The organism is Corynebacterium sp. HMSC072G08, from assembly GCF_001809185.1.
GTDB classification, from domain to species: domain Bacteria; phylum Actinomycetota; class Actinomycetes; order Mycobacteriales; family Mycobacteriaceae; genus Corynebacterium; species Corynebacterium phoceense.
On record NZ_KV796428.1, the window covers coordinates 1 to 14615 of the forward strand.

Consider the following 14615-nt stretch of genomic DNA (forward strand, 5'->3'; position numbering starts at 1 on the left):
GGGGGGGGGGGTGAATGCCCGGCGCCGCACTGCCTTGCACACACAGAATAACGTACCACTCACAAAAGTGCGACATTGGTACGCTGAGCTGGGATTTCGCACGCTTCGCACAGCACGCACACCGAGCGCTACACCCCCATTACAGGCGTGAGGTCACCTTCTCATTGTCCGCAATGACATCGAGCCGCTCGGCCTCGGTCAGCCCCGCCACGACAACGGCAGATCCGCCGCCTGCCAACGGCGCGAGGACAGCGTCGCTAAACGTCGCGTTATCCACCCACCCCGTGGACAGCAGACGATGCTCCTGCGGGATCGGCACGACCTCTTCCAACGCCGGGGCGTCGCCCATGTACTGGTCCCCGTAGAAACGCACCGTCGGCCCAAAGTCGAGCGCGCCGGCGGGCAGCTCCCCGCCAGTCTCCGTGACGCCACGGCCAAAGGGATCATCGTTGACCACTACCACGTCACCGCTATGCTCCGACGCACGCTCCAGCGACGCAAACGTGACCTCCGGGCTGAGCTCCGTGTCATCTGTAAATTCGTAGTTCACGCGCGCCGCAACCGCTCCCAACGCAATGACGGCTGCCTGCCAGCTCACCGGCACATCGATGACAATCGTGTCTCCGGGCGCCAGCTCGAGCTCCTCTTCGAGCATGTTGGCGATCTTGCACGCCCAGTTGTCGAGGGTCTGGGCCGAGAAGTCCATGCGTGCGCCTGTGGCCTCGTTGTAGACCGTAAGACGCGGCGAAGATGGATCGCGTTCCAACAGAGTGTGCAGCAGTTTCATGGCCGCCCATCCTACCCGCCCGTCGCGCGCCGAGTTGTCCGGCATAATCGGCGTCATGATATCCCAGACCAGCCCCGCTTCTCACCGCACAGGTTCGCTCACCGTCGTCGGTTCTATCAACGCCGATCTTTTCGTCCACACCGCGCGCCACCCGCACCCGGGCGAGACACTCCTGGGCTCCGGCGGCGAGGTTCTCGCCGGCGGCAAGGGTGCCAATCAGGCCGTCGCGGCTGCGCTCCAGGGTGCGCACGTCACGTTCGTCGGCGCGGTAGGCGACGACGCCTACACGCAGCCCGCGCTGCGCTACCTCGAATCCGCAGGCGTCGATCTCACCCACGTCGTTCGGCTCAAGGACACGACGACCGGCCTAGCGGTGTGCACCGTCTCCGATGACGGCGAAAACACCATCATCGTCATTCCCGGCGCGAATGCTCACGTCGACGCCACTTACGTCGCCGAGCACACCGCGGCCATCACCGAGGCCGATATCGTGCTGCTTCAAGGCGAAATCCCCGCAGACGGCTTCCAGGCCGCCATTGACGCCGTCAGCAACGCCCGCGTCATCGTCAACCTCGCCCCCGTCGTCGAGGTCGACCGCGACGCGCTGCTCAAAGCCGACCCCATCATCGCCAACGAACACGAGGCAGGACTTATCCTCGAGCAACTCGGCAGCCCCGCCACCAGCGACGATCCCCACGACCTCGCGCAGGCTCTCCTCGACGCTGGCTTTGCTTCCGTCGTGCTCACTCTCGGTGCCCGCGGCGCCCTCGTCGCCGACGCCGAGGGCCTCACGGACATCGCGACGCCGCACGTTACGCCCGTCGACACGACCGGCGCGGGCGATGCCTTCGCCGGCGCGCTCTGCGCCCAGCTCCTCACCGGAGCCGAGCTTGCCGATGCCGCCCGCCATGCCTCCCGCGTCGGCGCCCAGGCCACGCTCACGCACGGCGCGCAGCCCTCCTACCCGGACCGCGACGCGGAGCTGCCCCACGTCTAATCCCACACCAGTCTCGCCCTCCACCGCACCTCCTACACACGCGCCCTTAGGTACAGTGGCGGCCACATTTCCGCGACCGCCCATCACAATCAGAGGAGAGACCGTGACTCCCCAGACAACGCCCCCAACCACGCCGCGCATCATCGACGCCGAGACCATCGCGGCCCACGTCCGCCCACGCGACGCCGTCGACACGCTGCGCCGTGTCCTGCGCGAGGGATTCGACCCGGCCAACGACCACGCGCGCTCAGCGTTGCCCACGGCCAACGGCGAGTTTCTCCTCATGCCGTCTACCTCGTCCACGGCATTCGGCATCAAGCTCATTTCCGTCGCCCCCGCAGGCTACAACCCCGACCTGCCACGCATTCAGGGCACGTACGCGCTCTTCGACGGCGAGACGTTGAGCCCCTCCGCGTTCATCGACGGGATTACGCTCACCAATTTGCGCACGCCCGCCGTGTCTGTCGCCTGCATTCTTGATCTGCTCACCGCCTCCTCGCAGCCTCTTGACGCCGTCATTTTCGGCGCCGGCGTGCAGGCCGACGCTCATGCGGCCACGCTGCGTGACACCCTCGCGGGCGTACGTCCCGTCCGCACGACTTTTATCAGCCGCACCGATCCCGGTGACGGACGCACCTGGCACGCTGCCGGGTCCGCCGAGGCCCAGTCCGCCACCGCCGGCGCTGAACTCATCATCACGACGACCACCGCGTCCGAGCCCATCCTCGATGCCGCCGACGTCCGCACCGATGCCCTCATCGTCGCCGTCGGCTCTCATACCCCGGACGCCCGCGAGCTGCCCAGCGAACTCATCGCCGCTGCACAGGTCATCGTCGAAGACCACGAGGCCACGCTGCGCGAGGGCGGCGACGTCATCCTCGCCATCGCAGACGGTGCCGCCGACGCATCCGCGTTCCATACCTTCGCCGAGGTCGTCCGCGGCGACGTCGAGCTCCACCGCGACTCCCCCATCGTTTTTAAGTTCACCGGCATGCCGTGGGAAGACCTCGCCGTCGCCGAGACCATCGCCGCCGCCATTCCCGCACCCTCCGCCTAATTTTCACAACTTTTGCATCGGCAGGCCTGCCCCGCCGCTCATCCACGCACAACACCGCGCTGATGCCGCTTCCTTCGTGCCGCGCCGGCCATTGACACACTTCACACGAAAGACTTTTGTTTCCCCTTCCTTAGCCATATCCCCAATTGTGACCTAGACTACGTGCCAAACTAATTGCGATTCGCTTAACTATCCCTTCGCATGAAAGGTCACGACCATGGCTACCATCACAGCTCCCGACGCAGCAGAGAAGCGAGAGGCCCCTTTCGCTCGGGCAATGAAACCCATCAATCGCGTCGTTGAAGAATTCACGCCGTCGTCCCTGACGTTTGCCATCATTCTCACCGGCGTCGTCGCGCTCCTCGCTCTCATCTTCACCGATTCTGGGCCGACCACCGTCGTCCAGTCATGGGGCGACGGTCTCTCAGGGCTGCTCTCCTTCATGACCCAAATGGCGCTCGTCCTTCTCCTCGGGTCAATTCTCGCAGGCACACACGCCGTGAGCCGAGTACTCAAACGCCTCGCATCCGTGCCCAAAACCGCGCTGCAGGCGTATCTCTTCGTATTCTTTATTGGCGTCGCCGCCATGCTCTTTTCCTGGGGTCTGGGCCTCATCCTCGGAGCCCTCCTCGCCAAGCGCATTGCTGTTGAATTTCATCGACGTGGAACAGCCATCAGCTTCCCCATGCTCATCGCCTCCGCGTACTCGGCGATGGTCATTTGGCATATGGGCTACTCCGGCTCCGCGCAACTTACCGCCGCTACGGAGGACTCCTTCATCGCTCAGCAACTCGACCATACGATCTCCCTCGGCGAGACCCTCTTTTCATGGTGGAATCTTCTCGGCATTGCATTAACGGTCGCCTGCGTCGCTACCATGCTCTTCATCATTGCGCCCCGCCGCATCGATCCTTCCCACGTCATTGATGAATCGCACGTCGAAGCCCTCGCCGAAGCCGATCGACATGCAGCACCCGGGCGTACCTTCGCGGACCGCATCGACAGCAGCCGCATCCCCACCCTCCTCACCGGACTCGCCCTCGTCGCATACCTCGTCGTACATTTCGCTCACGGCGGCAGCACAACGCTCGACATCGTCAACTGGCTCTTCCTGGCGCTCATCTTCCTATTCGTGCGCAATGTCCACGAGCTCATAGAACTCACCGCTGACGCCGCCTCGAATGTTGGCGAAATCCTCATCCAGTTTCCGCTCTACGCCGGCATCATGGGCATTATGACCGGCACCGGCCTGGCCACGCTGCTGTCCGATTCCATTGTCGCCGTCGCAAATCCAGAGACCATCGGTGTTCTCGGCTTCCTCTCCGCTGGCATTGTCAACTTCTTCGTCCCCTCAGGTGGTGGCCAACTCGCCGTCCAAGGCCCCATCCTCCTCGACGCCGCCCAGTCCATGGGCGCCGACCCCGCCGTCGTCATCATGGCCATCGCATACGGCGACCAATGGACAAATATGATCCAACCGTTCTGGGCGCTGCCCATCCTTGCGGTCGCCGGCCTGAAGATCCGCGACATTCTCGGATACACCACAGCCACACTCATCGCCGCAGGTATCCCACTCGCGGCCACCATGCTCCTCGTTGGCTTCGTCGGATAATCTCCTCGCAACAGCACGCAGCCCGGCTCCGGACGGGCTTTTCTGTTGGAGCCAACGGGATTTTCAGCCCCACACCGCCGAATCATTGCACACGCACGCATTGTGACGTAGGCTACCCCACAAAACTAATAGTCATTCGCTAAACGGGAGGATTGACCACCATGACCGACATCCATTTCGTCTCCGCCGCACGCTTACCCATTGGCAAATTCGGCGGCTCGCTGGCGCGTTTCAGCTTGGAAGAGCTCGGCGTGACGGCAGCAAAGGCTGCGATTGAGCGTTCGGGGATTGCCGCCACAGAAATCGATTCCTCCGTCATCGCCAACGTCCTGCCCATCATCCCCAGCGACTTGTACATCTCCCGCAAGATTGCGCTCGGCGCGGGCATGGAGGACTCCTCGATTGCGATGAACGTCAATCGACTCTGCGGTTCCGGCGTCCAAGCCATCATCTCCGCGGCGCAGCAGCTGCGCGACGGGGACGCCACGGTCGCACTCGCGGGCGGCGTCGAGTCCATGTCGAACGCGCCCTACTCCGTCGAGGGCGCCCGCTTTGGCAAACGCATGGGCGAAGGCAAGCTCTATGACTGGCTCACGGGAGCACTCAGCTGCCCGTTCGGCACCGGACACATGGGCGTCACGGCCGAAAACGTCGCCTCTGACCATGGCGTCACCCGCGAGCGCCAGGACGAGTTCGCGGCCGAGTCGCAGCGCCGTGCGGCCGCCGCGCGCGACGCGGGACTTCATACCGAGGAAATCGTGCCCATCGAGACAAAGAAAGGCACCTTCGACCACGACGAGCACATCCGTGAGACCACCCCGGAGGCGCTCGCTGGGCTCAAACCCGCCTTCCAAAAGGACGGCACCGTCACCGCCGGCAACGCCTCGGGCATCAACGACGGCGCCGCCGCGGTCGTGCTCACCACGGGCGAGGAGCTCGAGAAGCGCGGCCTGACCTCCTTGGGCAAGCTCGTAAGCTGGGGCATCGGCGGCGTCGATCCCACGCGCATGGGGCTGGGCCCTGTCGCGGCCGTGCCGAAGGCCCTGGAGAAGGCAGGGCTCAGCCTCGACGACATTGATCTCATCGAGTCCAACGAGGCCTTTGCCGCCCAGGCGCTCGCGGTCCAAGACCAGCTGGGTTTTGACCCCGCCAAAACGAATATCTACGGCGGCGCCATCGCCCACGGCCACCCCGTCGGCGCCACGGGCGCCATCCTCACCACGAAGATGCTCTACGCGCTGCGCCGCGAGGGCAAGCGCTACGGCCTGGTCACCATGTGCATCGGCGGCGGCCAGGGCATCGCCATCATCATCGAGAATAAGGAGGTCAACTAAATGACTATCCAGAAAGCCGCCGTCTTTGGCGCAGGCTCCATGGGTGCAGGCATTGCCGCACTGTTGGCCTCCGCCGGAATCGACGTCCTACTCTTCGACATCACGCGCGAGGGCGCACAGAAGGGCATTGACATCCAGGTAAAACGCAAGGGCTTTTATCACCCGTCGCACGTGGAGAATATTCGCCCAGCCGTCACGGGCGAGGACCTCCAGCTCCTCGAGGACCGGGACTGGGTCATCGAGGCCATCTTTGAAGACTTAGACGCCAAGCACGACCTCTACGCGCAGGTCGAGCCGCACCTCAAAGACGGCGCCCTGCTCACGTCAAATACCTCGACGCTGCCGCTGGCACGACTTCTCGAAGGCATCACGCGGAAAAACACGTTCGCGATCACGCACTTTTTTAATCCGCCCAAGATCATGCGGCTGGTCGAGCTCGTCGCCAATAACGACGACACGGCCGCGACGCTGCGCCTGGCCATCGAGCAGCAGCTGGGCAAGGTTGCCCTCGACTGCCGCGACACCCCGGGCTTTATCGCCAACCGCGTGGGCTGCTACTGGCTGGCCGCCGGCGTGTTCACTGCCCACGAGCACGGCGTGAGCTACGAGCTTGCCGATGCCGCCTTTGGCCGCGCGTTCGGCATCCCCCGCACCGGAGTCTTTGGCTTGCTCGACTACATCGGCCTCCAGCTCGTCGCTCCCATCTGGGGCAGCCTCGAAGCTGCGCTCCCCCAGGGCGACCGCATCTTCGACGTGCCGCTGGGCCGCGACGAATTCATCGCAGGCCTCGTCGAGCGCGGGCTCACCGGACGCACCGGCGAGGGCGGTTTCTACCGCGGTCGCGACGAGTCGGTGCGCGAAGACTACTCATATGGCCCGCGCCTGCAGCCGGACGATCCTGTCGTGGGTCTCAAAGACCCGCGCGAGGTCATGGACACCGACTCCCCCGGCGGCCGGTTCGCGCGCGATCTCTTCCTCGCGACGCTGCGCTACTGCTGCGAGGTTGCCCCGGATATCGCGGACCACGTGGGGCTTATCGACGACGGCCTCAAGCTCGGCTTCGGTTGGAAGAAGGGCATCTTCGAACTGGCCGATGCCGTCGGTCACGAGTGGCTCGTCGCGGCTCTCGCCGCGTCGGAAGGCGGAGTGCCCGCGCTGGTGGAGGCGGCATCGGAAGGCTTCTACCCAGCTGCAGGCCAGGTGCTCTCCTCGACGGGCAATCCCGTCGAGCTGCCGGAGCGCCCCGGCGTGGTGACGCTCGCGGGGCTCCGCGCGGCAGGCGCCACGGCAGTGCTCGAGCACGAGGCCGGGACCTTGCACCACGTCAATGCCGAGGGACGCGGGATCGGCATCATCGACCTCCACACGCCACTCAACTCCCTGCCCACGGCAGGGCTTGCATTCCTCCGCGCCTGCGTGGAGCACGCGGCCGAGGCAGAGGATATCGACGCACTCGTGATCGGCAACGACGAGGCGCGTGCGTTCAGCGCCGGCGCTGATCTGCCTACCATCGCCGAGGCCGCGGCATCCGGGGATGCCGAACGCGTACGAGGTCTCATCCGCGACGGCTCCGAGACCATGCGCGCCCTGCGTTTCGCGCCCGTGCCCATCGTGGGCGCGGTGCGTGGCGTGGCCTTGGGCGGCGGCTGCGAGCTGGCGCTGGCCTGCGACCGCCTCGTCATTCATGCCGATACCAAGGTTGGCTTCCCGGAACGCAACGTGGGTCTCTACCCCGGCTGGGGCGGCTCCATCGCCATGCTCGAGCACAACCTGGAGGCTGGCCACGCCGATGCGCACCAGCGCGCCTTCGACTTCATTGCCTCCGCGACTCCCGCGCCGAACGCCTATTTCGCCCGTGACGTGGACGCCGTGCGCGAGAGCGACGTCATCCTCATGTCCCCTGACCACGTTCTTGCCCGCGCCATCGAGGAAGCCGCCGCATTGGCTGAGGGGTACACGCCCCGCACGGACGTCTCGCTACCGCTCTACTCCGGCCAGCCGCCGCTCGACGCCGCCTGGCCACTCGAGGACACGACGGACAATGACCACGCCATCGTGGCCCAGCTCGCGAAGGTCTACACCGCGGGCTCGCTCGACGAGCAGGAGGCCGCCGGCGACGCGAACGGCGCGGCCGCGCTCTCCTACTCAGAATTCAGCGACCGTGAGGTCGAGCTCGATGTCCCCGTCCTGCTCTGGCCCGCCAACGTGGAACGCTCCGCGCACATGGCGCGCACGCGCACACCGCTGCGCAACTAAGCGGCGGGGTCCGCCTGCTCGGCGGCACCGATAGCCACAACGCCCGAATAAGGCCTCAAAATTTTGAGATCCACGGTCTTATTCGGACGTTGTGGCTATTTTCGGTGGGGCCGACTCGTTAGACTATCGGCGTGTCTGACTCTCCCGAAATCTCTGCCTCGACGCTCTCGTCGCGCGCCCGCACCATCGTGCTCGTAGTCGCGCTGCTCAACCTCGCGGGCTGTCTCGTCGAGGCGGGCATCGCCGCGGCCATTGGCTCGGCCTCGCTGTTCGCGGACGCGGCGGACTTCCTCGAGGATTTCCTCATCAATATTCTCGTCGTCACGGCGCTGGGATGGTCGCTCGCGAGCCGCCGCAAGGCCAGCTACGTGCTGGCCGGACTCATTCTTATTCCGGCATGCTCGGCGATCGGCATGGCCATCTGGAAGATGGTGACGCACGAGCCGCCGGAAGCCCTCACCCTGTCGGCGACGGCCGTGGGCGCCATGATCATCAATCTTGTCTGCGCGCTGCTGCTCGCGCAGCTGCGTAACGCGGGCAACGCGCTCACCCGCGGCGCGTGGCTCGCCGCACGCAATGACGTGGCGGCCAACCTGCTCATTCTGGCCGCCGGCGTCGTCACGATGTTCTGGTTCAGCGCGTGGCCGGACATCGTGGTGGGACTTGTCATCGGCGTCATCAACCTGCGCGCAGCGAATGAGGTCTTCGAGCAGGCTCGCGCCGAAGACCCCGAGTTGGAAGAAGACTAACTACTTGTACGCCGAGAAGCCCGTGATCTTCTTGCCCATGATGAGCGACTGGACGGTGTCCGTGCCCTCATAGGTGTGCATCGCCTCGATATCGGCGAAGTGGCGAGCAATGTGATTATCGAGCAGGATGCCCACGCCGCCGAGCATGTCGCGGGCATCGGCAGCAATGCGGCGCGCGGCGCGGGTGTTGTGGAGCTTGGCCATGGACGCCTGCTCCGGCGCGAGCGTGCCCTCCTCCTCGCGAGTGGAGGCCTCGCGGCACATGAGCATCATCTGGCTGAGATCAAGCGCCATGTTCGCCAGGCGCTGCTGGATAATCTGTGCCTTGGCGAGCTCGCGGCCGAATTGCTGGCGCTCGAGAACGTACTCGCGTGCAATTTCGTAGCAGGCGACGGCCGACCCCAGAGCCATCCATGCCACGCCAATGCGCGTCGCCATGAGCACGCGTGCGGTGTCTTTGAAGCTCTTTGCGTTGGGCAGCTGATTCGCCGCCGGCACGCGGCAGTCCGTGAGCGTGATGTGCGCCTGGTGGATGGCGCGCAGCGAGAGCTTGTTCTCGATGACGGTCGCGGAATAACCCGGGGTGTCCTGCGGAACGATGAAGCCGGAGACGTCGCCGGACTCGAGGCGAGCGTAGACGATGGTGATGCCGCCGGAGGCGCCGTTGCCGATCCACTTCTTCTCGCCGTTGAGGATGAACTCATCACCGTCGCGTACGGCGGTCGTCTCCAAGGCGATGGAATCCGAGCCGTGATTCGGTTCTGTGAGCGCAAAGGAGCCGAGCAGCGAGCAGTCAGCCATGTCAGATAGGTACTTTTTCTTCTGCTCGTCAGAGCCGAGCATCGCAATCGAGCGCATGGCCAGGCCCGCCTGGACGGCGATGACAGTGCCCATCGACGCGTCGATGCGCGTGACTTCCATAAGCGCCAAACCTGCTCCTAACGAGGACATATGCGCATGACCGTCGACCTCGAGACCGTCCGTCATGACGTCCTTCTCACCCAGCAGGCGCACGAGGTCGAGCGGGTACTCCGCCTTCTGCCAGTGCTCGTTGATGACGGGGAGGCAGGCGTCGCGGAAGGAGGCGGCGCGGGACCATGTGGCGGCATCGGCAGCAGTGATGCCGTCGAAGACGCCCAGGAAATCGGTTGTAGACTCAAACAGGTTGTGTGACATGACGCCTCCCGGCACGCTCGCGTACGAATGATTATTAGTTTGCTATTGTGACGAGCATAACACGTCCTGTCAAGCACTCGACCCATTTCCCCATCCAGAAAGGCAGCCCGCGCCATGGCCAATCAGAAACGCCGCGACCAGATCTCCGCCGCAGCTCTCGCCCTCTTCGATGAGCGCGGCTACCACGCCACCGGCATGGAAGACATCGCGAAGGCGGTGGGCATGCGCGCCTCGAGCCTGTATAACCACTTCCACTCCAAACAGGAAGTCCTCGCGGACATCTCAATCACCGCAATGGAGGACATGCTGCGCGCCAACGCCGCAGCCCTCGCCGGCATCACGGGGCCGCGCGAGCGACTCGCGGAAACCATGCGCACGCACATCGTTTATCACACCACGCAGGCCATGCGCGTGCGCGTGCTCACTGCGCACATTTCATCCCTCGAAGAACCGAGCCATTCCATCGTTCTCCAAGCCCGGCGCGATTATGTCGCGCGCTGGATGACCGTGGTCAACGAGGGCGTGACGGAGGGAATCTTCAGCGCACCCGACGTAAAAATTGCTTGCTGGGCGCTCATCGACATGGGTCTCGGCGTAGCCAATTGGTACTCGCCAGAAGGCGCGTATTCACCAGAGCAGCTGGGCGAGATGTACGCCCAGTTTGCCCTGCGCCAGCTGGAAACCCCCTAGATTCAGGTCACATTTTCTGAAAAATTGTGCTTGACGCCACACCGGACTACCACTACCCTTGGCATGCAACACGCGAATAGTCATTCGCATTTCGCGGTTGAATTCAGAGCACAAGGAGCATCCCCCATGTCCACCAACAAAGTTGTATCCGACCTCTCTTCGGCACTCGACGGCCTGGAATCCGGCATGAGCATGGCCGTGGGAGGCTTCGGCATCTGCGGCAACCCCCTTGTCCTCTTGGAGGGCATCGTCGACACCGGCGTCACCGACCTCGAGGTCTACTCCAATAACCCGGGTACGCAGATCGACGACAAGCACCTGGGCCTGGCGCTGCTCTTTAACGCCAAACAGGTAGCTAAGTTTGGTGGCTCCTTCATCGGCTTCAACAAGGAATTCGAGCGTCAGTTCTTCGCTGGCGAGCTCGAGGTCGACCTCATCCCCCAGGGGACCCTCGCGGAGAAGATGCGCGCGGGCGGCGCGGGAATTCCGGCGTTTTACACCGCGACGGGTGTCGACACGGCGCGTGCGGACGGCGGCCTGCCGGTGCGCTACGCGCCGGACGGCACGCTCATGAAGGAATCGGAGCCCATGGAAACGCGCGAGTTCACCCGCAATGGCGTCACGAAGACCTACGTGCTCGAGGAATCCCTCGTCACGGATTTCTCGCTCCTGCGCGCGTGGAAGGCGGACACAGAGGGCAACCTCGTCTTTCGTAAGACGGCGGGCAACTTCAATGCGGACGCCGCGATGTGCGGCCGCGTCACCGTCGTCGAGGTGGAAAACCTCGTCGAGGCGGGCGAGCTCGACCCCAACGAGATCGACGTGCCCGGCATCTTCGTCGACCGCATTCTAGAACTCACCCCGCAGCAGGCCGAGGACAAATACATCGAGCGCCCGACTTTCCGCACGCGTGGCGAGGGCGGCGGCCGCCCCGAGGACCCGCACGCGCCGGAGAAGGGCTGGTCCCGTCTCCAGATCGCGGAGCGCGCGGCGCAGGAGCTTAGCGATGGTGAGTACGTCAACCTTGGTATTGGCATGCCCACGGCGGTCTCCAATTACATTCCGGAGGGCGTCAAGGTCACTCTCCAGTCCGAGAACGGCATCCTCAACACTGGTCCGTACCCGTATGAAGAAGACATTGACGCGGACCTCATCAACGCCGGCAAGGAGTGCGTCACCATCCTGCCGGGCGGCTCCGTCTTCGACTCCTCGACCAGCTTCGCCATGATTCGCGGCGGCCATGTAAACACCGCAGTCCTCGGCGCCTTCGAGGTCTCCCAGACCGGCGACATCGCAAACTGGGGCATCCCAGGCAAGAAGATGAAGGGCATGGGCGGCGCCATGGACTTGGTCAAGGGCGCCCAGCAGGTCATCGCGATTATGGACCACACCGCGCCCGGCGGCGAGTCCCGCATCCGCAAGGTCTGCGAACTGCCGCTCACTGCCAAGGGCGTGCTCACCAAGATTGTCACCAACCTCTGCGTCTTCGAGGTGACTCCAGATGGCCTCGTGCTCACGGAGCTCGCCCCCGGCGTCACTGAGGCCGACGTCGCCGCAGCGACCGAGGCGGATTACACCTCGCAGCTGCCCGTCGCTGTGAGCTAACCTGCTGCGGGAATACTCGCGGGGCCCGGGGCGTCTGACTAGGTGTCATTTAATACCGAAATTAAAGAGTAACTTCATGCGCATCGACATCTGGTCCGACATCATCTGCCCGTTTTGCATCATTGGCAAGCGCCACCTTGAGCTAGCACTCGAGCGCTTTGAACACGCGGACGAGGTCGACATCCATTGGCATAGCTTCGAGCTCGATCCGAACGCCGCCCCATATTCCGGCTGCAACGTCGTGGACATGGTGGCGAGTAAATACGGCTCCACCCGCGAGCAGGCCGAGGCCGCCCAGCTCGACATCGCTCGCCGCGCCGAGGCCGTCGGCCTCACCTTCAACTGGGAGGTCGCCAAGCCCGGCAATACCTTCGCCGCACACCGCCTCATGCACGCCGCGTGGGACTACTTCGCTGCCCAGCCTGCCGATGCCCCCGCCCCCTCGCCCGCCGCCGTCGAAGAGGCCTTCATCACCGCCTACTTCACGGACGGATTGGATATCTCCGACCCGGAGGTGCTCCACGCCATCGCCACGGAACTCGGCCTGCCCGCGCAACGCGTCACTGAGGTCCTCGACTCCGACGCCTACGCCGACGCCGTGCGCGCCGACGAGGACCACGCCCACCAGCTGAGCATCACCGGCGTGCCTTTCTTCCTTATTGAAAACAAGTGGGCAGTCAACGGTGCCCAGCCGGTCGAGCTCTTCGTCCAGGCCCTCAACCAGGTCTGGGACGAAACCCACAAGCAGCCCGCGGCGCTCAACGTCATCGGCGGCATCGACTCCGGAGCGGCCTGCGGCCCGGACGGCTGCTAGCTGCCACCCCGGATCACAGTTGTCTCTACAGGATCAGTGAGTTCTAAAGAGAATCGCGAGTTCTAAAAATTCTAAAGGCGCGACCAATTTCTAAAAGTTCTAAAATCTATGAAGAACCTCGTCCTCTACCACCGAGAAAGAACACGCCGCGATGATCCCCGATAACAACCCCTTCCGACCGAGCTTTGGGGCGTCACCCCTCAAGCTCGGTGGTCGTGATTTCGAAGTTAATTCCTTCCTCTATGGACTCTATGGCGGCGTAGGCAGCATGCAACGTGTTGTCCTCATCAGCGGCGCGCGCGGCATTGGGAAAACTGTTCTGCTCAACGAGTTCGAAGACACAGCCCGTTCCATGGGATGGATAGTCCTCCGTGCCTATCCCGATGCCCACATGGTGGAGCACCTCCGCGACTCCGCTATCCCCGAAGCGCTCGCGGCACTCGATTACGCGCCGCGCGACGGTCGCCGTATCTCCGGCGTCTCGGTCGCTGGCATCGGCTCCATCAAGGTCGATGCACCTCCGCCTGCGGATACCCCGCTCCCCACGCTCATCTCACGCCTTCGTGCCCTGGCACGTGCGGCACACGCGCATGAGGCCGGTATCCTCCTGACTCTCGACGAGATTCAGGCTGTCGATGTTAACCAGCTCAGCGAGCTCGCAACGGCAGTCCAGGATCTTGTCCGCGATGATGCCGATATCGCCTTTGCCTCTGCTGGACTCACCTTTGGTATCGATGCTTTATTGAAACACCCCGGCACGACGTTCATGCGCCGCGCACATCGTCTCGAGCTGGCCCCACTGACCGACGAGGTAGTCGCCCGTGTCCTCACCGAAACAGCAGAATCAGGAGGCAGGCGCTTCACCGAATCAGCGCTTTCCCGCGCCGTTGAGCTCGTACATGGGTACCCTTACCTCATCCAGCTCGTCGGCGCCCTAGCGTGGACCAAGGCATCCATCGCCGGCACCACGGTCATGACTGACAAGCATGTCACCGAGCTCGCTCCTGAAATCGTCCAGCACATGGGCAATCAGGTCCACGCCATTGCGCTGAAAACCACTACCGACCGCGAGCACGAGTTCCTCTCCGCGATGGCCCAGTGCGACACTGACCAACTCGGAGCAATCCCCATCGCCGCCATCGCTCAGCGACTGGGAAAGACCACGAAGGCGCTCTCCATGGTGCGTCGCGGGCTCATTGACAAAGAACTCATCACTCCCGCTCGCTATGGCGCGCTCCGTTTTGCGCTCCCCTACTTCCAGGACTATCTGCTCATGCAGACGCATCGCTAAAACGCTCAAGGAGGGGAAGCCCACACAGGACTTCCCCCTTGTCACTCTGCGAGACGGCGTTTAAGCCGCAATCTCGTGCGTGCGGTGCGACAGCGTCTCGTCATCAGTGCCCGGCGCAGTGCCGAGTTCGCCAGTCTCCTCGTCCTTCGTGCGGTTAAGCCACACGATAGAGAGCAGCAACCCGCCCCAGATGACGACGATGAAGAGAATCATCAAGATGATGGCGCTCGTGTTCATGATGGTGCGT

Annotated in this window: 13 protein-coding genes; 10 read left to right on the forward strand and 3 right to left on the reverse strand. The window is 63.9% G+C overall.

Features of this window, described 5'->3' with window-relative positions; all coding sequences use genetic code 11:
• Positions 1-139: 139 nt before the first annotated feature.
• On the reverse strand, positions 140-787 hold the full coding sequence (locus tag HMPREF2559_RS07410) for a TIGR03089 family protein (protein ID WP_066485322.1): 648 nt from the start codon (positions 785-787) through the stop codon (positions 140-142).
• Positions 788-842: 55 nt separating this feature from the next.
• Between HMPREF2559_RS07410 and HMPREF2559_RS07415 the strand changes: the two genes are divergently transcribed.
• The 6 genes from HMPREF2559_RS07415 to HMPREF2559_RS07440 all read left to right on the forward strand — a co-directional run bounded on the left by HMPREF2559_RS07415 (position 843) and on the right by HMPREF2559_RS07440 (position 8792).
• A complete protein-coding gene (locus HMPREF2559_RS07415) occupies positions 843-1784 on the forward strand; it encodes a ribokinase (protein WP_066511715.1) in 942 nt (313 codons plus the stop codon).
• 103 nt (positions 1785-1887) lie between these two features.
• Positions 1888-2841 carry an ornithine cyclodeaminase family protein gene (locus tag HMPREF2559_RS07420; protein ID WP_066485319.1) on the forward strand — a complete coding sequence of 318 codons (954 nt, stop codon included), beginning with the start codon at positions 1888-1890 and terminating at the stop codon, positions 2839-2841.
• Between the two features lie 277 nt (positions 2842-3118).
• Positions 3119-4453, forward strand: coding sequence for a short-chain fatty acid transporter (locus tag HMPREF2559_RS07425; RefSeq protein ID WP_197418360.1), 1335 nt, complete (start codon positions 3119-3121; stop codon positions 4451-4453).
• 161 nt (positions 4454-4614) lie between these two features.
• A complete protein-coding gene (locus HMPREF2559_RS07430; RefSeq protein ID WP_068801489.1) occupies positions 4615-5787 on the forward strand; it encodes an acetyl-CoA C-acyltransferase in 1173 nt (390 codons plus the stop codon).
• A complete protein-coding gene (locus HMPREF2559_RS07435; RefSeq protein WP_070540140.1) occupies positions 5788-8043 on the forward strand; it encodes a 3-hydroxyacyl-CoA dehydrogenase/enoyl-CoA hydratase family protein in 2256 nt (751 codons plus the stop codon).
• A 131-nt stretch (positions 8044-8174) separates the two neighbouring features.
• Positions 8175-8792, forward strand: a complete 618-nt coding sequence (locus HMPREF2559_RS07440) for a cation efflux transmembrane domain-containing protein (RefSeq protein WP_070540143.1) — start codon at positions 8175-8177, stop codon at positions 8790-8792.
• Here HMPREF2559_RS07440 and HMPREF2559_RS07445 read toward each other — a convergent pair whose 3' ends face one another.
• Entirely contained in the window at positions 8793-9968 is a 1176-nt protein-coding gene (locus tag HMPREF2559_RS07445) for an acyl-CoA dehydrogenase family protein (RefSeq protein ID WP_066485299.1), read from the reverse strand.
• 114 nt (positions 9969-10082) lie between these two features.
• On the opposite strand from HMPREF2559_RS07445, the gene HMPREF2559_RS07450 reads away from it, so the two are divergent.
• The 4 genes from HMPREF2559_RS07450 to HMPREF2559_RS07465 all read left to right on the forward strand — a co-directional run bounded on the left by HMPREF2559_RS07450 (position 10083) and on the right by HMPREF2559_RS07465 (position 14368).
• Complete coding sequence (locus HMPREF2559_RS07450) at positions 10083-10658, forward strand: TetR/AcrR family transcriptional regulator (protein WP_066485294.1); 576 nt, start codon at positions 10083-10085, stop codon at positions 10656-10658.
• Between the two features lie 126 nt (positions 10659-10784).
• On the forward strand, positions 10785-12263 hold the full coding sequence (locus tag HMPREF2559_RS07455; protein ID WP_070540146.1) for a 3-oxoacid CoA-transferase: 1479 nt from the start codon (positions 10785-10787) through the stop codon (positions 12261-12263).
• A gap of 76 nt (positions 12264-12339) precedes the next feature.
• Positions 12340-13077, forward strand: a complete 738-nt coding sequence (locus tag HMPREF2559_RS07460; protein WP_066485288.1) for a DsbA family oxidoreductase — start codon at positions 12340-12342, stop codon at positions 13075-13077.
• A gap of 151 nt (positions 13078-13228) precedes the next feature.
• On the forward strand, positions 13229-14368 hold the full coding sequence (locus HMPREF2559_RS07465) for an ATP-binding protein (protein ID WP_070540148.1): 1140 nt from the start codon (positions 13229-13231) through the stop codon (positions 14366-14368).
• 60 nt (positions 14369-14428) lie between these two features.
• Here HMPREF2559_RS07465 and metS read toward each other — a convergent pair whose 3' ends face one another.
• Complete coding sequence (metS, locus tag HMPREF2559_RS07470) at positions 14429-14605, reverse strand: methionine/alanine import NSS transporter subunit MetS (RefSeq protein WP_068801485.1); 177 nt, start codon at positions 14603-14605, stop codon at positions 14429-14431.
• Positions 14606-14615 lie beyond the last annotated feature (10 nt).

Excerpts from the sequence above, each read along its gene's own strand:
- HMPREF2559_RS07450 (WP_066485294.1), top strand. The coding sequence starts at position 10,083 with ATGGCCAATCAGAAACGCCGCGACCAGATCTCCGCCGCAGCTCTCGCC.
- metS (WP_068801485.1), bottom strand. The coding sequence starts at position 14,605 with ATGAACACGAGCGCCATCATCTTGATGATTCTCTTCATCGTCGTCATC.
- HMPREF2559_RS07425 (WP_197418360.1), top strand. The coding sequence starts at position 3,119 with ATGAAACCCATCAATCGCGTCGTTGAAGAATTCACGCCGTCGTCCCTG.
- HMPREF2559_RS07415 (WP_066511715.1), top strand. The coding sequence starts at position 843 with ATGATATCCCAGACCAGCCCCGCTTCTCACCGCACAGGTTCGCTCACC.
- HMPREF2559_RS07445 (WP_066485299.1), bottom strand. The coding sequence starts at position 9,968 with ATGTCACACAACCTGTTTGAGTCTACAACCGATTTCCTGGGCGTCTTC.
- HMPREF2559_RS07410 (WP_066485322.1), bottom strand. The coding sequence starts at position 787 with ATGAAACTGCTGCACACTCTGTTGGAACGCGATCCATCTTCGCCGCGT.
- HMPREF2559_RS07465 (WP_070540148.1), top strand. The coding sequence starts at position 13,229 with ATGATCCCCGATAACAACCCCTTCCGACCGAGCTTTGGGGCGTCACCC.
- HMPREF2559_RS07460 (WP_066485288.1), top strand. The coding sequence starts at position 12,340 with ATGCGCATCGACATCTGGTCCGACATCATCTGCCCGTTTTGCATCATT.
- HMPREF2559_RS07435 (WP_070540140.1), top strand. The coding sequence starts at position 5,788 with ATGACTATCCAGAAAGCCGCCGTCTTTGGCGCAGGCTCCATGGGTGCA.
- HMPREF2559_RS07455 (WP_070540146.1), top strand. The coding sequence starts at position 10,785 with ATGTCCACCAACAAAGTTGTATCCGACCTCTCTTCGGCACTCGACGGC.
- HMPREF2559_RS07430 (WP_068801489.1), top strand. The coding sequence starts at position 4,615 with ATGACCGACATCCATTTCGTCTCCGCCGCACGCTTACCCATTGGCAAA.